General features: G+C 38.4%; 20 protein-coding genes. 16 read left to right on the forward strand and 4 right to left on the reverse strand.

Annotation, left to right across the window (positions count from 1 at the left end):
* Nucleotides 1–49 precede the first annotated feature (49 nt).
* Nucleotides 50–529, forward strand: coding sequence for a DUF456 domain-containing protein (locus CEQ21_RS19190; protein ID WP_185765891.1), 480 nt, complete (start codon nucleotides 50–52; stop codon nucleotides 527–529).
* A gap of 28 nt (nucleotides 530–557) precedes the next feature.
* Here the strand turns inward: CEQ21_RS19190 and CEQ21_RS19195 are convergent, their stop codons facing one another.
* Nucleotides 558–1,253, reverse strand: coding sequence for a Crp/Fnr family transcriptional regulator (locus CEQ21_RS19195; protein ID WP_185765892.1), 696 nt, complete (start codon nucleotides 1,251–1,253; stop codon nucleotides 558–560).
* A gap of 446 nt (nucleotides 1,254–1,699) precedes the next feature.
* Here CEQ21_RS19195 and CEQ21_RS19200 point away from each other — a divergent pair, with 446 nt between their 5' ends.
* The 4 genes from CEQ21_RS19200 (at nucleotide 1,700) to CEQ21_RS19215 (ending at nucleotide 8,242) form a co-directional block, all read left to right on the forward strand.
* Entirely contained in the window at nucleotides 1,700–2,308 is a 609-nt protein-coding gene (locus tag CEQ21_RS19200) for a superoxide dismutase (RefSeq protein ID WP_185765893.1), read from the forward strand.
* Between the two features lie 119 nt (nucleotides 2,309–2,427).
* Nucleotides 2,428–3,663: an MFS transporter gene (locus tag CEQ21_RS19205; protein ID WP_419181600.1), complete on the forward strand. Its 1,236-nt coding sequence runs from the start codon at nucleotides 2,428–2,430 to the stop codon at nucleotides 3,661–3,663.
* A 223-nt stretch (nucleotides 3,664–3,886) separates the two neighbouring features.
* Nucleotides 3,887–5,980 carry a peptidoglycan D,D-transpeptidase FtsI family protein gene (locus CEQ21_RS19210; RefSeq protein WP_185765894.1) on the forward strand — a complete coding sequence of 698 codons (2,094 nt, stop codon included), beginning with the start codon at nucleotides 3,887–3,889 and terminating at the stop codon, nucleotides 5,978–5,980.
* Between the two features lie 180 nt (nucleotides 5,981–6,160).
* Entirely contained in the window at nucleotides 6,161–8,242 is a 2,082-nt protein-coding gene (locus CEQ21_RS19215; protein WP_185765895.1) for a peptidoglycan D,D-transpeptidase FtsI family protein, read from the forward strand.
* 56 nt (nucleotides 8,243–8,298) lie between these two features.
* On the opposite strand, the gene CEQ21_RS19220 is transcribed toward CEQ21_RS19215, so the two are convergent.
* Complete coding sequence (locus CEQ21_RS19220) at nucleotides 8,299–8,802, reverse strand: endolytic transglycosylase MltG (protein ID WP_185765896.1); 504 nt, start codon at nucleotides 8,800–8,802, stop codon at nucleotides 8,299–8,301.
* The gene (locus tag CEQ21_RS19225) at nucleotides 8,799–9,194 is read right to left on the reverse strand and encodes a hypothetical protein (protein WP_235907285.1); all 396 of its coding nucleotides are present in this window, start codon (nucleotides 9,192–9,194) and stop codon (nucleotides 8,799–8,801) included. The genes CEQ21_RS19220 and CEQ21_RS19225 overlap by 4 nt, the downstream gene beginning before the upstream one ends.
* Nucleotides 9,195–9,601: 407 nt before the next feature.
* On the opposite strand from CEQ21_RS19225, the gene CEQ21_RS19230 reads away from it, so the two are divergent.
* From CEQ21_RS19230 to CEQ21_RS19260, 7 genes are all read left to right on the forward strand, one after another.
* Nucleotides 9,602–10,297, forward strand: coding sequence for a DUF4912 domain-containing protein (locus CEQ21_RS19230; RefSeq protein WP_185765897.1), 696 nt, complete (start codon nucleotides 9,602–9,604; stop codon nucleotides 10,295–10,297).
* Nucleotides 10,294–12,705 (forward strand): glycosyltransferase, encoded by a 2,412-nt coding sequence (locus CEQ21_RS19235; protein ID WP_185765898.1) that lies wholly within the window; start codon nucleotides 10,294–10,296, stop codon nucleotides 12,703–12,705. The genes CEQ21_RS19230 and CEQ21_RS19235 overlap by 4 nt, the downstream gene beginning before the upstream one ends.
* 27 nt (nucleotides 12,706–12,732) lie before the next feature.
* Nucleotides 12,733–13,359 (forward strand): hypothetical protein, encoded by a 627-nt coding sequence (locus tag CEQ21_RS19240; RefSeq protein WP_185765899.1) that lies wholly within the window; start codon nucleotides 12,733–12,735, stop codon nucleotides 13,357–13,359.
* A gap of 68 nt (nucleotides 13,360–13,427) precedes the next feature.
* Nucleotides 13,428–13,577 carry a 50S ribosomal protein L33 gene (gene rpmG, locus CEQ21_RS19245; RefSeq protein ID WP_101175018.1) on the forward strand — a complete coding sequence of 50 codons (150 nt, stop codon included), beginning with the start codon at nucleotides 13,428–13,430 and terminating at the stop codon, nucleotides 13,575–13,577.
* 89 nt (nucleotides 13,578–13,666) lie between these two features.
* A complete protein-coding gene (locus CEQ21_RS19250; RefSeq protein WP_185765900.1) occupies nucleotides 13,667–14,245 on the forward strand; it encodes a 5-formyltetrahydrofolate cyclo-ligase in 579 nt (192 codons plus the stop codon).
* Nucleotides 14,238–15,005: a DUF92 domain-containing protein gene (locus tag CEQ21_RS19255; protein WP_185765901.1), complete on the forward strand. Its 768-nt coding sequence runs from the start codon at nucleotides 14,238–14,240 to the stop codon at nucleotides 15,003–15,005. Before CEQ21_RS19250 ends, CEQ21_RS19255 begins: the two co-directional genes overlap by 8 nt.
* 65 nt (nucleotides 15,006–15,070) lie before the next feature.
* Nucleotides 15,071–15,265 carry a hypothetical protein gene (locus CEQ21_RS19260; RefSeq protein ID WP_185765902.1) on the forward strand — a complete coding sequence of 65 codons (195 nt, stop codon included), beginning with the start codon at nucleotides 15,071–15,073 and terminating at the stop codon, nucleotides 15,263–15,265.
* 81 nt (nucleotides 15,266–15,346) lie between these two features.
* On the opposite strand, the gene CEQ21_RS19265 is transcribed toward CEQ21_RS19260, so the two are convergent.
* On the reverse strand, nucleotides 15,347–16,219 hold the full coding sequence (locus CEQ21_RS19265; RefSeq protein WP_185765903.1) for a hypothetical protein: 873 nt from the start codon (nucleotides 16,217–16,219) through the stop codon (nucleotides 15,347–15,349).
* Nucleotides 16,220–16,457: 238 nt separating this feature from the next.
* Between CEQ21_RS19265 and CEQ21_RS19270 the strand changes: the two genes are divergently transcribed.
* The 4 genes from CEQ21_RS19270 to CEQ21_RS19285 all read left to right on the forward strand — a co-directional run bounded on the left by CEQ21_RS19270 (nucleotide 16,458) and on the right by CEQ21_RS19285 (nucleotide 20,356).
* Complete coding sequence (locus tag CEQ21_RS19270; RefSeq protein WP_185765904.1) at nucleotides 16,458–16,661, forward strand: YqgQ family protein; 204 nt, start codon at nucleotides 16,458–16,460, stop codon at nucleotides 16,659–16,661.
* A gap of 24 nt (nucleotides 16,662–16,685) precedes the next feature.
* Nucleotides 16,686–17,645, forward strand: coding sequence for an ROK family glucokinase (locus CEQ21_RS19275; protein WP_185765905.1), 960 nt, complete (start codon nucleotides 16,686–16,688; stop codon nucleotides 17,643–17,645).
* Between the two features lie 298 nt (nucleotides 17,646–17,943).
* Nucleotides 17,944–19,131 (forward strand): M14 family metallopeptidase, encoded by a 1,188-nt coding sequence (locus tag CEQ21_RS19280; RefSeq protein ID WP_185765906.1) that lies wholly within the window; start codon nucleotides 17,944–17,946, stop codon nucleotides 19,129–19,131.
* A gap of 115 nt (nucleotides 19,132–19,246) precedes the next feature.
* Nucleotides 19,247–20,356: a YqgU-like beta propeller domain-containing protein gene (locus CEQ21_RS19285; protein WP_185765907.1), complete on the forward strand. Its 1,110-nt coding sequence runs from the start codon at nucleotides 19,247–19,249 to the stop codon at nucleotides 20,354–20,356.
* The last annotated feature ends 59 nt before the right edge of the window (nucleotides 20,357–20,415 follow it).

Genomic DNA, 20,415 nt, shown 5'->3' on the forward strand with positions numbered 1-20,415 from the left:
AATAGAAACATTACTTCTTTTCGTAAAAATCATTATTAGGAGGCGAACAATGGATATCATTTATTGGGTAATAATTGTAGCACTATTTATTGTAGCGTATATAGGATTGGTATACCCAATTATTCCAAGCGTTATATTTATTATTGGAGGTTTTTTGCTTTATGGGCTGTTCTTTACCTTCCAAGAATTTTCATTATTGTTCTGGATTATTCAAGGAGTATTCGTCGTATTATTGTTTATCGCTGATTATATGACAAACTTAATCAGTGTTAAGAAATACGGCGGATCTAAAGCAGGTATATGGGGGAGTACAATCGGGCTTTTAGCAGGCCCATTTCTCATTCCAGTTGCAGGTATATTGATTGGTCCATTTATAGGAGCGGTTATCGCAGAGTTACTCGTTAATAAATCGCATTGGAAAGTAGCCCTTAAGGCAGGTGTCGGTTCATTAGTCGGTTTCTTAGGAAGTGTCGCAGCAAAAGGGCTCATTCAAACGATTATGATTGTCTACTTCCTTATTGCAATTTAAGTAATTATGAAAGCAGCTAATGATTTAATTAATTAAGACCGCACACTTCTATGGGGCAGCTTTGGCAGTCCACAGCCCTTTTCAAGAAGGCAAGGTCCTTAACAAGTATCTTTTGGGAGGATATAGAGATGATTCCGTCATCTCTTAATTCCTTCATTAAACGCTGGATAACTTCGCGCGTTCCGTACGTTAAGTTTGCAAGTTCTTGATGTGTAAGGGGAAAATCAATAAGGATACCATCACAAGTCCTCTTACCGAAAGAATGGCATAACCTGATAAGAATGCTGTACAATCCACCCTTTTTTCCATTCATGATTAAATCTTGACACTTAATGTTTGCTTTCAAATAGCCAGTGCTTAAATAGGAAGTGAGCGAGGCAAGCAGCGCTTTGTCGTGTAAAGCACAGTCCTCGAATTCAGCCCTTTCAATGACAAGCAGCTCGCAATCTGTGATGGGCTTAGCGAAGTGAAAATACTTTGGTGCACGCTTAAAGATTTGATATTCAAGAATTAAATCTTCGTCTGTAAGAATCTTCATAATAAATTCCTTGCCGTTTTCATGAATTCTACCTACTGACATTTTTCCATCCAAAAGGATATATATATTATTGACAAGGTCACCTTCTTGAAATAGTAAGCTCTCTTTTGGAAAAACCTGAATATTATTTAACGAAAAAAAATGCTGCAGCAGCAGACTGTAAAGTGATAATGTCCCTTCCTTCATAGCTAGCACTCCCTTATTTGTCTCTTAAGTTCGATTAAAAAATATTGTGAATATATTGTCAAACTAAAAATGTAAAATTTTAGGTTGTTTGTTAGGCGTTATTTTTCCTGGATCCTTTATATACCAACGAATAACCGCTAATGTGTCTATTTAACGAAACTTTCAAGTGGGAACTTATTCCATGTTGGGAAAAGGTGTTTGCTGATGTCAGCAAGTTGGTATAAAAAGAGTAATCATAAAGATACTAACCGAAGTATGCAGAGCTAATATTAAGGCAATCCGTCTAAATAAAAAATAATCCGTCTAAATAAGGCAAATTATTTGAAAGGAATGGCTTAATTTGGTACTGTTTTATTAGAAAAAACTTCTCCCATACATATTGTCAAAATAGTGATAATAATTTAGGGGAAGCAAAAAATATACCTAATACATAGGAGGAATAACAAATGTCTTTCTCATTACCACAATTACCATACGCTTATGATGCATTAGAACCGCATATCGACAAAGAAACAATGAATATTCACCACACAAAACACCATAACACATATGTAACAAACCTAAACAACGCTTTAGAAGGAAATGCAGAATTGCTTTCTAAAACAGTGGAAGAAATTGTGTCAAACCTTGATGCAGTTCCAGAAGCAGCACGTACAGCTGTACGTAACAACGGTGGCGGACATGCTAACCATTCACTATTCTGGGAAGTGATTTCTCCAAATGGCGGCGGACAGCCTTCTGGCGACCTAGCTTCAGCTATCGACAGCAAGTTCGGAAGCTTTGAAAACTTCAAAGAAGAATTCGCTAAAGCTGCTACAACTCGCTTCGGTTCTGGTTGGGCATGGCTAGTAGTTAACAATGGTGAAATTGAAGTAACTAGCACACCAAACCAAGACAGCCCGCTTATGGAAGGTAAAACACCAATCCTAGGCTTGGATGTTTGGGAGCATGCTTACTACCTAAACTACCAAAACCGTCGTCCAGAATACATTAATGCATTCTTTAATGTAATTAACTGGGATGAAGTTTCTAAAAGATACGCTTCAGCAAAATAATCGATACATGTAAAACTTGCCGGCTTATAAGCCGGCAAGTTTTTTTTATGTCTTTTTTAAATGGTGCATAAGCCATCCCTCTTTGATAAAAACTAGCGAGACAAAGGGGAGTTTTTATCATGAAATTAGGGAAATTGATAGGCGATATTAAGTACACGAAGGAATTAGGATTATTGCTGACAATCGGGGGGCTCTATGCGCTTAGCGTTGCTCTTTCTAACACATTTGTAAATATTTTTCTATGGAAACAATCCGGAGAATTTAAAGATTTAGGATTGTATAATATGGCTATTATTGTCCTTCAGCTTATTACCTTTACATTGGCAGGGCGTTGGGCAAAAAAAATCGACAGGGTTATTGTTTTCAGAATCGGCGTAATTTTTCTTGCAATGTTTTATTTGACAGTGCTGTTCATAGGCGATAATGCGTCCAGATTTTTACTTCTGTTAGGATGTTTGCTAGGCATTGGCAATGGCTTTTATTGGCTTGCTTTTAATGTACTGACATTTGAAGTTACCGAACCAGATACAAGGGACTTTTTTAATGGCTTTCTTGGCATTCTTGGATCTGTCGCAGGCATGGTTGGCCCAATGTTGGCAGGGTACATTATTTCAACATTAACGAAGACGACTGGTTATACGATCATATTCGGCATTTCACTTGGTTTGTTCTCCCTTGCGGTTGTATTGAGTTTCTTTCAAAAAAGGAGACCTGCTAGCGGTCAGTATTTATTGAAGCGTATTATTAAGGAGCGGAAAAACGACTTGAATTGGAAATTAATAACGAACGCGCATTTTTTTCAAGGATTGCGCGAAGGAACATATGCATTCGTTATTACAGTATTTGTCTTTATCGCAACAGGCAGTGAAATGGCTTTAGGTACATTTGGGCTCATCAATTCAGGAATTTCTTTTTTGGCTTATTATATTGTTTCAAGGAGTATTAAAAATGAACGGCGCAGTAAGTCAATATTAGTGGGGGGAATTCTGTTATTCTTGTCCATTTTCATTATTGTCTTTGACTTCTCTTACATTCGGCTTCTTATTTATTCGGGAATCATTGCTGTCGCCTATCCATTAATCTTAGTTCCGTATACGAGCTTAACATATGATGTGATAGGAAGAGGCTGGAATGCAGGAGAAATGAGAATTGAATATATCGTTGTCCGCGAATTGTACTTGAATTTTGGACGGTTAGTATCAGTTCTAATATTTATTGCAGGTGTGATGATATTTAATCCAGAAAAATCAATACCAGTTATGTTATTTATTCTCGGCTGCGGCCATTCTGTTATTTATTTCTTTACAAGAAAAATCCAGCTTTCTCCTGCACCGCGTGTTCATGGACAAGAGTAGCGAAAAATGACTAATTCTTTTATCGACCTTTAAGCAGTCGGCAAACTCATGATTATAAGTTTGCCGATTTTTTTGTTTTGGCTCCAAAACTAATGGAACACTGATAATCCCAACTAATAAGAAGACTATGTTAAATTTGTGAATTATGTTAAATATTGATAGAAAGAACCATAATTTTACTTTAAAATAAAGGAGAGTGACATATAAAAAGAGAGGTATATATATGGGGGAAAAAAAGAGAAAGAGGAAGTTTCAGCTTTCCTTACGGTTAAATCTATTGTTTTTGGTGATTTTCTTGCTTTTTTCGGCGTTGATTTTTCGGTTAGGCTTTGTGCAGATTGTATATGGCGACGAATATAAACGTGTAGTAGATAAAACTGAGGATATTGTGATCAGCACGACTGTTCCTAGAGGTGAAATATATGATCGGAACGGAAACAGCATCGTAAGCAACACAGGCAAAAATGCTATCCTGTTTACGAATTGGAAGTACAAACCTAATCAATTGAAGGAAACAGCTGGAAAGCTTGCAGACATAATTGACATGGATTCAGACAAGGAGTTAAAAAAAATTACAGACATAGACAAACAGGATTTTTGGCTACTTCTGCATCCGAAACAAGCAGCAAAGAAAGTAACTGCAAAGGAAGATGTGGCATTAAAGGAGAAGTACGGCAGCAAGAATTATCAGAAGAAATTTAATGAACTTCTCCGCGACAGGGTTACAAATGAAGAACTCGAAAGTTTAACAGCACATGATTTAGAAACATTGGCCATATACAGACTTATGAGCAGCGGCTATTATTATTCTCCACTTGTAATTAAAAATGACGGAGTAACAAATGAAGAACTTGCAAAAGTCAGTGAAAATCTTTCCTCCATGCCTGGTGTAGATACTGCTAAAGACTGGGACAGAACATATCAATATGGAGATACACTTAAAACGGTGCTTGGTAAAGTCAGCTCCACACAAAAAGGGATACCAGCAGAGCAAAAAGAGGAATATCTTGCAAAAGGCTATAACATGAATGACCGTGTCGGCTTGAGCTATATTGAAAAACAATATGAGGATGTTTTGCGCGGGAAAAAACAAATAGTCGAGTATGTTAGGGATAAAAAAGACCAAATTGTCTCTTCCAATACAGTTTCAGCTGGGAAGGCTGGCAGTGATTTATTCCTTTCCATTGACATGAACCTCCAGCTCCAAGTCGAAAAAATAATTGAGGAAGAATTAAAAAAGACAAAAGCAGGCTATGCAGGTACGCAGTTTCTAGACAGAGCATTTGTCGTGTTAATGGACCCACATACAGGGGAAGTATTGACGATGGCAGGGAAGCAGCTTGTCAGGGATGATAAAACAGGTAAGCAGGAGGTTCAGGACTTCGCATTAGGCAATATTACTACCTCTTATAATGTCGGCTCTGCAGTCAAAGGAGCAATGGTGCTTACAGGGTATAAAGAGGGTGTTATTCGCCCGTATACGACAATGCTTGATGAGGTAATGAGGATAAAGAAATCACCTGATTTCAAATCATGGACTGTGATGAACACCATAAATGATTTACAGGCACTCCAACGTTCTTCCAATGTGTATATGGCTAAAACAGCTATCGCAATAGGAAAAGGTCATTACGTAGCAGGGCAGCCTCTTGATGTCGATCCAAAAGCGTATACAACTATCCGTAATACTTTCGGAGAAATGGGCCTTGGTGTGCGGACGAATATAGATTTACCAAATGAAATGACCGGATTTAAAGGAGAAGTGAATCCTAATCAGCCAGGTAATTTGATGTTTTTATCGATTGGCCAATATGATACGTATACAAATATGCAGCTTGCACAATATGTTTCCACGATCGCCAATGGAGGTTACCGAATTCAACCACATATTGTTAAGGAAATTAGGAGCTCCTCGAATAACACAGAAGAGAAATATGGTGTTCTGGAGCAGGAAATTAAACCAGTTGTGTTAAACAAGCTTGACATGAAAGAAAGTTGGATGAATCAAGTGCAAAAAGGCTTTCGAATGGTGATGCAGCAGGGTGGAACAGGCAGTGTCTTCGCTGGAGCTTCCTATACACCTGCTGGCAAAACAGGAACAGCACAGGCCTTTTACGATGGTCCTGAGCGTGATAACTATAAGGAGCCGCCACAAGTCATGAATGTCAGCCTTGTTTCGTATGCACCATACGAAAACCCAGAAGTCGCAATGGCGGTTATGGTTCCATGGGTGTATACAACAGCAAATGGTCCATCACCTAACTTAACAATTGGAAAAAGGGTCATGGATAAATACTTTGAAATGAAAAAGGATTAACAGGAATTGCTTAGCAATTTCCTGTTTTTTTGTGTAATTATCGCCAAAATTCCACAATATAGAAAGGCGAAGAAAGCATTTTTCGACTTTTGCAGTATATCCCAGCAGGTTATTAATAGAAATATTAACGAAATTCCATTACAATAGATTTAGAATGATTGAAGGAAGTGTGGTATTACATTGGGAAACAAGAAGAAGAAAAGGACGTTGCCGATTCGCCTTAACCTTATCTTTTTTGCAGTCTTTTTGCTCTTTTCCGCCCTGATTTTAAGGCTTGGATTTGTGCAGATTGTTTACGGGGATGAGTATAAAAGGAAATTGGAAAGAACAGAGGATGTTACGGTTGATACATCTGTGCCCCGCGGAAAAATCTATGATTCGACAGGAAAAGTAATTGTCGATAATAGTGCAAAAAATGCGATAACGTATACAAATACTGGCGTCAAATCAGAGGAAATGCTGAAGACTGCCGAAACGCTGGCAAAATATATTAAGAAGGATACAAAAAAAGTTACTGAGCGTGATAAACAGGATTATTGGATTATGAAACATCCTGATGAAGCAGAAGCCTTAGTAACAGATAAAGAAAAAACCGCGCTTGCGGAAAAATATACAGATTCGGATGAGTATAATTCAGAAGTGTATAAATTGCAGCTGGATCGAATTACAGAGGATGAATTGAAATCTATATCAAACGATGACCTTGAAGTCTTGGCTATTTACCGTGAGTTTGCAAGCGGCTATAAAATGACACCGCATATTGTGAAAAATAATGATGTAACAGACAAGGAAATGGCGGTTGTCAGTGAAAATCTAACTTCTTTAAAAGGTGTTGACACCACAACAGATTGGGACAGATCTTATGCATTTGGGAACACACTGCGTTCTGTTCTTGGAAGTGTCAGCTCATCAGAGGAAGGTCTTCCAGCCGAATCGTTATCCTATTACCTGTCAAAAGGCTACAGTCGAAATGACCGGGTCGGAAAAAGTTATCTGGAGCTTGAATATGAGGACGTTCTAAAAGGACAAAAGGAAAAAATCCGCACGCAAACAGATAGTGACGGGAAAGAAACGACGGAAGTGATAACAGAAGGTAAGCGTGGCAATGACCTTGTGCTTGCAATCGATATGGAGCTGCAGCAAAAGGTCGAAGACATTATTGAAAAACAGCTTAAAGCTGCGAAGCAAATGTCTGGAACTAAATTCCTTGACCGTGCTTATGTTGTTCTGATGAATCCGAATACAGGCGACGTACTGTCAATGGCAGGAAAAAGGCTTGTTGCAGAAAATGGAAAAACAGAAGTGCAGGACGATGCGCTTGGAAATATGACGACATCCTACAACGTTGGTTCTGTTGTTAAAGGTGCAACCGTATTAACAGGCTATAAATACGGAGCTATTAGCCCTGGAACCGTTATTAATGATACACCGGTAGTGATTGGTGAAACGAAAAAGGCATCTTGGACAAATATGGGGATGATTAATGACTTAACAGCATTAATGCGTTCCTCAAACGTATATATGTTCCAAACTGTTATGAAAATAGCTGGTGCTCATTATGTATACGGTCAGCCACTGTCTGTTGACGCAGAGGACTTTACAAAAATGAGAAATGCCTATGCTCAATACGGCTTAGGTATTCGGACAGGCATTGATCTTCCAAATGAGCAGACAGGCTTCAAAGGTACAGATACATCTGTTCCTGGTAAGCTTCTCGATATTGCAATCGGTCAGTATGATACGTACACGAATATGCAGCTTGCACAGTACATCTCGACGATCGCCAATGGCGGAAACAGGATGGAGCCACATATCGTGAAGGAAATTCGCAGCCCTGTCTCAGAGGACGGGGAGCTTGGTGCGATTGTTGATTCCATTGAACCGAAGGTGTTAAACACGGTTGATGCGAAGTCAGAATGGATTGATCGTGTCCAAACAGGCTTTAAGATGGTTGCACAAAGTCCGAAGGGAACAGCCTATACGTATTTAAGCGGCAAGTCATACTCTCCTTCTGCTAAAACAGGTACAGCAGAGGCCTTCTATGATGGTCCGCAAAAAAGCAATTACAAAACATTGCAGGAAGTTATGAACTTGAGCTTGGTTAGCTATGCACCTTCAGATAATCCGGAAGTGGCTATGGCAGTCCTTGTCCCATGGGCATATAACGGCTCTATCGATAATAAAGCAAACTTAAAAATAGGTGAACAAGTATTAGATGCTTATTTTGACTTGAAAAAAGAGCGTCAAAAGGATGAGGACTAAACAGTCTCCTTTCATCCAAACGAAAGGGCTGTCCGAATGGACAGCCCTTTTTTTCGTTATTTTGTAATTTTTTCGGCAATTTCTCTGAAGCTCATGTCGCTATAAACGCGAAATGTACCGACTTGTACCTTCGTATGATAGTCGTTATCAATTAAAAATGCTTCAAACTCATCTTTGTCTTTAATGATTTTTTGCTTTGCTAATGTCTCCGCAATTTCAGCAGGATTCATGCCACTTTTGATTTTCAGCTTATAGGATACAGGCTGTGTATCAGCCTTGTCCGTTTCCTTTTGCTCCGCTGCTTTTTTGTCTGCATCTGCTTTTGCCTGTTGTGCAGCCTTATCAGCCTTGTCCTTGGCAGCGATGAGCTCTTTATACTCGTCACTTTTGATAGCAGTATAGCCTGCGGTTGAAAGGACTTTTTCTGCTTGCTCTGTTGTAATCTGTTTGTCTGTTTTCTCTGCAGTGCCAACCCCGCCGCTGTAAACAGTATATGCACCAATGATGCTAGAAGCTGCAAACAGCCCGAATGCAAAGGAACGTAAACTACGTTTATTCATTCCGCAAATCCTTTCTTAACAGCATCAGTAATAATTTGCTGCACTTGAGCTGTCGATAAGGATGATTGGGAAGCGATTTTTTCAATTGAGACACCTTGTGAGGCAAGGGACCAAACTTGATTTTTAATGATGGCATGAATTGGATTGGCAGAATCGTCTGCACGAGGCTGACTGTCGACAACAGGAATGGCAGGACTCATATCCACCTCATCAATAAGGAGCTCTTCTTCAAGTACCTTCAGTTTCTTTTTTATTTTATATATTTCTTGCACTTGTTGGATAGAAAGCTGGTCAATATCCTCTTGCAGCTTTTTATAGGGATCCTTCATAAACAACGACACGATGAAAAGAAGTACAGCTATCCCTAATAGACTATACATTAATATGAACAAAATAAGACACCTCTGCTAAATAGTTTGTAAAATACAAGACTTTTTCATTCTACCACTACCTTTGCACATTTCCTAACAGTAAATATAGAAACAATGCTAGTCTGGACATAGGAGAAGTGTAAATATGGCCAGCAAAAAATGTCGGATACAAACTAATTTTATTAATAGTCATTGTCGAATTGCTGTTTTTTATTCAACATGCAAAAAATTTTATCACCCTTCATCTTAACAGGGAGAATCATTAGCATGATACGACAAATTCCGTTTATTGTAGGTTCTATCATTCGATGATACCATATAGGAAGAAGCAAGAATCAGTAAATTGACTAGTAGCCTCTAAATTCGACCGGTACAATACGTTCAAACATAAACTTTAAAATAGTATGAAATGAAAGGTGCTGATTCCATTGTTAGAACAAATTATTCATTTAAGGAAGGAAGGCATGTCTTTCCGCAAAATTGCGAAAGAACTGGATATGAGTCTTGGGAAGGTTCAATACCAGTGGACAAAATATACGAAAGAAGTGGAGAAGACGGAGGATAAGGAGAGCGCACTTCCTAAAGAGTATGCAGAAGCAAGTCCTGCTATACCACCTTTTTTATGGACAAGCATTCAAACATTAAAAAAGAGTAACGGCATGGAGGCGTGGGTAGCAGGAGAAAATAAAGCATTTATTTTCTGGAGTATCCCTACAGCTAAATGGAAGCTTATTTCCTCATACTGCGGATTCCTTAATGATGATTTGTCATTAAAAATGCGCATCTACGATATTACTAGCATTTATTTCGATGGAAGTAATGCTCATACAACATTGGAAATTCAGTTAGATCATGACAAGAATCAGCTTGTTTTTGAAGGATTACAGCCAAACAGAAGCTATTGCTTTGAAGTTGGCATACAGGATGGAAGTAGAGCTTTCATGCCGTTATTAAAGTCTAATCCCCTTCATACACCAAGGACAAGTATATCCCAGTCAGGCGAAAATACACAGGATGTTAAAGACTGGAGCGAAGGGAAAACACCGCTCCCAAATTGGATTGAACACGTCAGCACTTACAGTTATTATGAGACAGAGGCAAAGGAGAGTGTGAAAAAGCAATGAACGTATCGTATTTTCAATTAATCGTTCATGCAGACCTTCCTGTCATGAATTATTATTCCAACAAAAAAGAAGACAAACAAGCATTTTACAAAGCATCCATCGCCTTGCTTACTTTCATGAAGAGCATGGAAAAGAAGGTATTGCCATACAGCGTTTCCTTTGTCCTACCTCCTGTCTTTATAGAACTAACTGAAACAGAAGGCTACCAAGAAGAGATAACTGAATATTTAGAAAAGAATAAGTGGCAATGGGAAGAGGAGTATTCCTATTGGCTTAGAATAGACCGTAAAATGACAACAGGCTTAAAAAGACTGATTTCTGCCCACAAGTTAGAGATACTTGCAACTACAGCATCCTCTACCTCGATGACAGCACTTTCGACGAAAAACGGTGTGAAGCTTCAAATTGAAACAGGCCTTTCAATCATAGAGGATCATTTAAATATCCGTAATGGCGGATTTTGGCTTCCAAACGGCGCTTATGCACCAGGAATTGATTTGCATCTTAAGAAGTCAGGTATTCTATTTAGCTTCTTACACCATAGTACATTGACGCTGACTGACCCTCTCCCTGTACCTGCAGGCATGCCGGTGAAGTCACCACATGATTTATGTCTGATTCCATTAAGACAATGGGCAGAGCTTGGAGAAACCGTTGCAGATAAGGTTAACTGCCTGAAAGACATAACAAAAACACAAGATACGATGAATGCTATTGCCTTAAGCTTAGCAGAGGTAAATGAGCACAGTGCTGAAATAGGAGAGGTTTTTGGTGAAAGCGAATCTCTGATGCCATTATCACCTGAAACTTATATTCGACAATTTAGCGATAACCTTGAGAAGGTTCACATTAGCTCCACTGGTTTTGACCAAGAAAAGCTTTCAAGTTTACAAAAAGACGGTAAGAACTATGCAAAGCTGTCTTTCCTTGAAAAAGAAATAGAAGCATGGCGAGAGCGGAAGCTTCCAAATGAGGCGGAAAGAGTATGGAAGCAGCTTAAAAAGGAATGGCTGATGGCCCACGCTGTAATATCCCAAAGAGATTATCACGAAATGTTCTTGCAGGGATTTTTCGATGCAGCAGACAAGCTTAGTACTTTCTTGCAAGGCGATATCGATGAAAACTGGTTACAAGAAAGGGAAAGACAACAATCTGTATTTAGCGTATTTCCTTCTGTGTTCCCAGAAACGAGCATACCGGTAATGAAGAAAGGAAATAAGAAAAAGATTCTCCTTCTCTCTTGGGAATATCCGCCTAATATTATTGGAGGACTGGGAACACATGTCGCTGGGTTAGCAGAAACATTAGCAAAACAGTATGAAGTCCATGTTATTACAGCACAGGATATGAATAAAAATCCAGCAGATGAAGCTGTGCATGATTCGCTGTTTGTGTATAGAGTTAAGCCTTTGCATCATAGGGAAAAAAACTTCCTCACTTGGATTGGTGGCTTAAATTTAAGTATTTGGGAAAAGGCAATGGATTTGGCTGCTTCTCATTCCTTTGAATTAATTCAAGGCCATGATTGGTTAGTAGGTGCAGCTGCCGTTTCCTTAAAAGAAGAACTAGGCATACCGTTAGTTACGACAATGCATGCAACAGAGCATGGCAGAAACGGCGGGATCTTTACTGAAATGCAGAGGTTTATTCATGAGAAGGAACGACAGCTATTAACAGAATCTGATACAGTGATTGTATGCAGCGAATATATGAAAACAGAAGTATCCTCGCTATTTGCTATAAGTGGCAGCAAGCTCCATGTCATTCCAAATGGAGTAAAGCTGGATAAAAAGCCACTGCAAAATCCAGCAGAAGAACTAGGGCTGAATCCAAGCAAGAAAACAGTCTTTGCAATCGGGAGAATGGTGAAGGAGAAAGGATTTGAAACATTGCTTGAAGCAGTGACAATGCTTAAAAGAGATGATCTTCAATTTGTCCTTGCCGGCGCTGGTCCGATGTTCAACGAATATAAACAATATGTGTCAACACATGGCTTAGAACATAAGGTTCACTTAATTGGTTATTTACCAGCAGACAAAAAGAACGGCTTCTTTCAAGCAGCAGATATAGTTATTATCCCAAGTTATTATGAGCCTTTCGGAATTGTTGCATTAGAGTCACTACTATTTGAAAAACCAACAATTGTTTCTAATACTGGTGGATTGAAGGGAATTGTAGAGCACGGAAAAACAGGCCTGCTGATGGAGCCAGGAAATACAGGAAGCATGCTAGAGCAATTGCATTGCTTATTGGAAGATTCGCTGTTGGCTGAAGAAATTGGCAGAAATGGCAGGATCCTTGTCGAGAAGCTATTTGGCTGGAGTAGAGTCGGTGATGAAACCTCAAGGGTCTTTGAAGAAACGATGTTAAATATGAGAATGGCAGAAAAGGCCTCTTTAAAGGAATAAAAAATTTATGAAAAAAAGGTGAGTAGGATGAAAACGGAGATTTCTTTACAGTCTGATTTTCAGAATGTCGACAAAGAAATGACAAGAGGCAAGTTGGTCAACACTCCTGGATTATGGATTAACGGCAAAATTTGCTGGCTCCAAAACGGTTATGAAAAAATACTGCCAGAATACTCAGTTTCGGTACATGTTAAAAGTGTTCAAAAGCATTCGAAGGTCCAATATAATGAAATTTATGTGAGAAATCATTCAAAAGAGAATATTGAGGTAAAGGTATTGCTTCTCAGTCATTTCTCCAAGTCAGATCAGAATCATCTCGCCTTTGTATCACCGACAGATAACGTCATTTTCCATTCTGTTGAGGATCAGCTTATACTTGTTAATGGAGAGTTTAATGGGTCAAGCTTAGAACAGAGAACGGTTCAGCCAATATGGAATGTGCATACAGATTTAATATGGAAGAATCAAGATAATGGCAGCCTGAAATATTTGCCGATGGGCAAGGGAGGATATGTCAGTATTTGTTCTCTCCATATGAATCTAGCTCCCCAAACCTCCAATATGGGTAGGACATGGACAATATATGGTAACAATAAAGAAGTGATTATGGACTTAAATCAGATTCTATTGAAAAACAGTACTAGCATTTCATAAAAAATAATGTTATCATATAAAAGTCGTATGCACGAACTAGTATAGCAATAGTTTGGAGGGAAATAACCATGCGTGTCAACATTACGTTAGCTTGCACAGAGTGTGGAGATCGTAACTACATTTCTAAAAAAAATAAACGAAATAATCCAGACCGTCTTGAGCTTAAGAAATATTGCTCAAGAGAAAAACGCACTACAACACACCGCGAAACAAAATAAGACAGAGGGGGTAACCCTTCTGTTTTTTTTGTATATAAAAAAACAATACATATAATAATACAATATTGTAAAAGGAGAGGGAAATTGCTATGAAAGAAAGTAAACATGAAATTAGAAGCAGGGTCCTTGCAGATCTTCGGTCCATCTCTAAGCCAGCATATGAGCAGCTTTCTTATGAAATAGCCCAAAATCTGTACAACCATCCTCTTTTTCAAAAGGCTAGTCATGTTGGGGTGACCATTTCAAGATTTCCAGAAGTGGACACTTATCAAATTATTAGAGCCGCTTGGGCACAAGGCAAAAAGGTAAGTGTTCCGAAATGCCTGCCCAAAACACGCACGATGGAATTTCGTATACTTGAACGCTTTGATCAGCTAGAGTCTGTTTATAGTGGACTCTTTGAACCAGTGGAAGCAGAGACTGAATTAACAGATGTAAATGAAATAGAGTTGCTGCTTGTCCCCGGGGTTGCTTATTCTAATGATGGCTATCGCATTGGGTTCGGAGGCGGATACTATGACCGTTTTCTAAAGAATTTCCCTGGCACGACCATCTCACTTGCATTTGAGCGCCAATTGGAGAAGTCATTACCGATTGAAAACCATGACATTCCTGTTGAGCATATCATAACAAATAATGGCGCAATGGTTGTGGGAGCAAATGATTAGTATCATCATTATCTTGCTTGCTGTCTTTTTTGCCTGGAAAGAGGGATATTTAAGCAAGAGCGGCAGTATTGCAGCCTTTTTTGTCGGGATAGGCATTCAATTCGGCTTCCATTATCAAGGCTTTATTTTACTTGGTGTCTTTTTTCTTACGTCTAGTTTGCTGTCAAAGTTTAAAAAAGACAAAAAAGCCAAGATGGAGGATATGCATGAAAAGGGGTCTACGAGAGACTATATGCAGGTGATAGCAAATGGCGGGGCAGCAGCGCTTGTTAGTTTGCTTTATGGCTGGACTGGTGAACACAGTCTAATCGTTCTGTTTGCCGTGTTGCTTGCTGCAGCCAACTCTGATACTTGGGCGTCAGAAATTGGCCCATTAAGTAGAAATAAACCATTCTCTATTAGAACCTTTAAAAAAGCAGAGGCAGGAACTTCTGGTGCGATGAGTATTACGGGGACATTTGCCGGGATTTTAGGATCGTTGCTGATTGGACTATGTGCATATATGCTTTTTTCCATAAGTATCGGTGAATTTTTATTGATATTTGTCTTTGGCTTTATCGGTAATTTGATTGATACCCTTTTAGGTGCGTTTGTACAAGCTGAATATCAATGTACAGTTTGCGGTGCCAAAGTGGAAAAGCGAATACATCATGGAAGGAAAGCTAAGAAGATAAAAGGATTTACTGTTTTAAACAATGATGCTGTCAATATCCTTTCAGGTGTTATTGCAGCCCTTTTTGCAGCCTTGTTTGTCTTGTAATTATCGGAAAAAAGTTGGATAAAAAAAAGCTGCTTATCCCAAACTAATCAATAGGAGGGATGAAAATGTCTAGAATTTTATCCATTGTATTGATTGGCATCGGTGGTTACATGCTATTAACTAGAAGATACCGCATTTTAAACACTGTATTGAAAAGCCCGATTGTCAGACAATATTTAATAAAAATAGTCATGAATTTTCCAGGCTTGCGCAATAAAATGATGAGCAATGTATTTTCTAAGCCGACTGTGTACCAATAAGTAATAGGATACCCCCATTTTTAAGATTGGGGGTATTTCCTATTAAAACATTATTTTACAATATAAAAATTATATGCTGTATCATCCTGCAGAAATTTGCTGTCTTAAAATAACAGGCTCATTATCGGCTGTTGTAAAGAGGACAAGCAGATGGTCCTTAGCTAATAGAATGACAGGAACCGTGCTGCCAATCGGTTTTGTGACTGTTCCATCCTCTTTTGTAATTCCCAGGAAATAATTTTTGTATAATCCTTCTGTCAATTGTCCGATAATTGTCGCCGTCTGTGCCTGTGTAAATCCTGGAAATGGTTTGTCATTATAGGCTGCAAGGTCTGTTAGTAAAATTTTATAAGGATAATCCTCTGAATGAACAGAAAAATGCTTTAATGCGTTCTTTACATGATAATTAATAACATCCTCTGTTTCTTTATCTAGTAATCCTTTCCATTCCTTTTGCACCTCTGTTTCAGGTGTAGAAAAACTGAATGCACCTTTATCAAACTTAGAGTTAACTACATACATATGGTTAGAGGAGAGCTTCTGAGAGCTAAAGATCCGATCATTTTCATCATGGATTTCGGCATAGTGAAAGGCGATAGCTTGAAACAGTCTACTTTCTCTTTCTACGACTGTTTTATCCTCTGTCAATTCCATCGTGTTTTGCTTCCAAGCCCCCATTGTGTTTAGCAGACGTCCGTTTGCATAGAGCAATCCCATGTTTTGCCTTAAGTAAGCTTTTTTATTAACATTGCTCTTCGTTTCCCACAGAACACTGTATTCGTCATATCTTTGTTTTCCAAGCTCCAAATTAGTTGCTGCTGTTGGAAAGGAAACACTTGCATCAATTGGAAAGTAAGTAATACTTTCTTTAGCAATTTGATTTTGCTGAAAAAAATAAACAGAACTAATGATAATAACTAATGATATGGTTAAAACAATATAATCCTTCTTCACAATAAACACCACTTTTCCCTTTGGATAAACGTAAAGGACAACCTTTTTCATTTGTTACAATATATGAAGAGAAAGGGGCAGAAATTCATTGTTTTTTTTACGTTTATCTATTGGAGAAGTGCTGACTTGAGCAATATCTCGTTCTTGAGTAAAAGCAACTTTTCAATTATACTAAAAAATGAAAACGATTTAATGAGGAAGGAAATTCCCGTAACTAGGGAAGTTTTAAGGGCATACAATGAAGACGATTTACGATGTGCAACAATTTTTGAAAAGGTTCGGAACAATCATATACGTAGGAGACAGATTAGGGGATTTGGAGCTGATGAAGGCTGAATTAAATGATCTCTCTCATACAGAAATAATTGAAAAACAAGAATTTGAGATGGCTGTGCTACTATTGAATCAAGAAATTCAGAAATTAAGAGAGACGCAGAAATAGAAATTAGTTTGGGGGAGAATGCATATGCAGGAAAAATGGGTGGTTGGAATCGACTTAGGCGGTACAACAGTAAAAATCGCCTTCTTAGCAACAGATGGCAGTATGATTGATAATTGGGAAATTCCAACCGATAATTCAAACGAAGGTGCAAATATCACTAGTGATATCGCCAAATCTATTAATGAGAAACTAACGGAATGGAAGCACAACAAGGAAGACGTGCTAGGCGTCGGAATGGGTGCCCCTGGTCCGTTTGATTATGAAACAGGTGTCATTTATAATACCGTTAATTTGGGCTGGCCAGATAATTTCCCTCTTAAGGATAGCCTTGAAAGGGACCTTGGCTTGCCTGTTATCCTTGATAATGATGCCAACTGTGCTGCTCTCGGTGAAATGTGGAAGGGTGCTGGTGAAGGCTATAAGAATCTTGTCTGCGTTACTTTAGGAACAGGAGTTGGCGGCGGTATTATTATTGATGGGAAGATTATACAGGGAGCAAAAGGTGCTGCTGGGGAAATCGGTCATATAACATCAATAGTGGAAAATGGCGCACCTTGCAACTGTGGAAAAACAGGCTGTTTGGAAACTATTTCGTCAGCAACAGGAATTGTTCGAATTGCTAAAGAGAAGCTTGCGGAAAATCCGAACGGCAGTTTGCAGCAAATTCTACTAAACAATGGCACAATTTCTGCCAAGGATGTATTTGATCAAGCAAGTGCTGGAGATGAGCTGGCAAATGATGTTGTTTCCTTCGTTGCACTTCATTTAGGTCTGGTTCTTGCTAATATTGCAAACACATTAAACCCAGAGAAAATAGTGCTTGGCGGCGGTGTTTCAAAAGCAGGAGACGTTTTATTAAAGCCTGTTAACGAGTACTTCCAAAAATACTCCTTCAGTGCTGTCGCACAGTCAACGATAATTGATGTTGCTACATTGGGGAATGCTGCAGGTGTTATTGGAGCAGCATGGCTTGCAAAAAAGTAAAATGATTTAGGGCTTGAATTCTAAAAACTTCAAACTATTAGGCGGTTTAACAAATGATTCGCTTAATGGTTTGGGGTTTTTTGCTGTGTTTGCGATCAAATTGCTTTTTAGTGAATGGAAATAATGATTGTTATTGCCTTATTTTTTGTTGTGTCCTAACCTCTTTTCTTATGCTAAGGAGTTACTGTATGTTATAATTGGAATAAATTAGGTTTTTTAGTGATTAATTAAATTTAAGAAAAAGAATCGTTTTCATTCTCCCATCATAAGTATATACAGATGAAAGGAGTGTATATTTATGGAGGTTGTGGCAAGGAATGGTGACACTCTATCGTATTACAGCAGGCTGTTTATGATACCAATCCAGCTGCTTATTGACAGTAATCCTGCTTGTAATTCAGAAAGCCTAAAAAAAGGAGATTGCATAAAAATCCCAGGGTTCCAAGCAGAACAACTCCAACTACATGATGGAGATGCATTGTGGAAAATAGCAGGAAATAGAAATATTTCAGTAGATAGCTTGCTTTTACTTAATCAAGCTTTATGCATGAAAGATATGGATGCTGAAACAACAGTAATTGCGCCAAAAAGAGTAATACAAAAATCAGTTGATGCAAGAAAGAAGTATGATTCACAAGCATTAAGAACCGATTTAGAAAAGCTTAAGGAGCATTATCCTTTTATTCAAATAAATATCTTAGGTAAAAGTGTACTTGAAAACGATATATATGAAATTAGAATTGGCCGTGGAAGCAGAAAGGTACATATGAATGGAAGCTTCCATGCAAATGAATGGATTACTTCGGCAATTTTGATGTCGTATGTTAATGAGTATCTGTTAGCTGTTACAAATGGTGGCAAAATCAATAAATTAGAAACATTTCCTATCTATCAAAACGTCGACATCTCGATTGTACCAATGGTTAACCCAGATGGAGTCGATTTGGTTCTTAACGGTCCCGATGATCGTGTTCGGGAAAGGGTAGTTAGTATAAATGAAGGCAGCATGGACTTTACGGGATGGAAGGCAAATATAAACGGAGTGGATTTGAATAATCAATTCCCGGCGTTTTGGGAAATAGAGAAGGAAAGAAAAGAACCGAAAAGCCCTGCTCCACGTGATTATCCTGGGGAAGCTCCTCTTTCAGAGCCTGAAGCAAAAATCATGGCAAAGCTTGCAGAAGAACGAAATTTTAGCAGAATGATTGCTTTTCATACACAGGGGAAGGAATTCTATTGGGGTTATGAGAATTTCGAACCGTCTGAATCAGCCCTGCTTGCAACTGAATTTGCCAGACTAAGTGGCTATAAAGCAGTCCAGAATGTTGATAGCCATGCTGGGTATAAGGACTGGTTCATTCAAGAATTTCGGAAACCAGGCTTTACCCTTGAATTGGGGAAGGGGATTAACCCGCTCCCATTATCACAATTTGATGATATTTATAAAGACGTGCTTGGAATATTTTTGGCATCCTTGTATTTGTAAAATCTACTTCATAATTAGCGAAAATTATTAGAAATGGTCGAATATGTTCACAACTTTTATGTTAATATTCAAGATAGTGAACTGCTACAAAACATAATAAAAGGGTGTGAAAAGGATGGTATGCCTTTCAAAGAGAAATGTGCATGGATTATTTCTTCTCTTGCTCATTTTCACACTTGTTTTATCTGGATGCTCCCATAAACAGAAGGAAACAACGAGTAAAGAGGATGAGAAAGACAATCAAAAAAAAGAAAAGATACAAACGTTGGCACTGCCAATGCAAGCAGAAAATGGGGAACTTTTGGAAGTGTCTGGATGGCTTGATGACCATACAATTTGCTATATAAGCAAGGGCGATAGCTATTATGTTTTTAAATATGATATTTATTCAGGCAAGCATACACTTTTGTATACGAGTGAGAATGAGATATCTGCCTTGAAAATTAGTCCTGATTATTCGAAGCTGCTTGTTTTTACAAATGAAGAAAATTATAAAGGAACGATAGCCATTTTAAACAACGAGGGAAAACAGCTTTTTTCTGAACAACTGAAAAGCTATGAAGCAGAATTTGTTTGGAATCCTTTTGACGAAGATAAGCTGTTAGTATCTTCCTTTACAAAGGAATGGGCCAGCAGCTCTTATCTGCTATCGCTTAAGTCAGGAACATTGGAGGAAGTTAGTCTTGATAACCCATTTATTGTTTGGGCAGACAAGGAAACTTTCGCTTACTTAGGCTGGCAGGAGGATACAACGAGTAAATCTTCACCAGTAACAAGTAAAAATATTTATACTGGTGAACAGTCGGAACTAGAAAGCGACGCCTACTCTATCGGTAGTAAAGGCTCTTTTGTCTTCACCATTGCAGATGATCCAGAAAATATGCTTTCAGCTCATTACACCTTTTATAATAAGCTGAAAGCAAAATCAGCGGTTTCTCTGCCGCGGTTGTCTAATTTTTCGGATTGGCTTATTCCGTACTATGATATTGCTGACGATAAGATGTACACCTTTTATCCCGAAGAGTCAGGGGATGCAACGACATATGCGGGAGCGTACACTTTTGTTTCCATTGATATGTCAAGCGGAGAAACAGAGAACGTGTTAAAAAAAGACTTGGAGAACGAGCCAATCAGCATTTCACCTGATGGGAAATGGTCTTTATACGGATTTTATATGGAAAATATCATTAATCTTGAAACAGGGGAAATTATTCCCCTGTTTTAATGTTTACATGTAGATGCTTGAGATTCGCTATAAATTATGACATTATTAAGAATACAAAC

The organism is Niallia circulans, assembly GCF_007273535.1.
GTDB lineage: Bacteria > Bacillota > Bacilli > Bacillales > Cytobacillaceae > Niallia > Niallia circulans_B.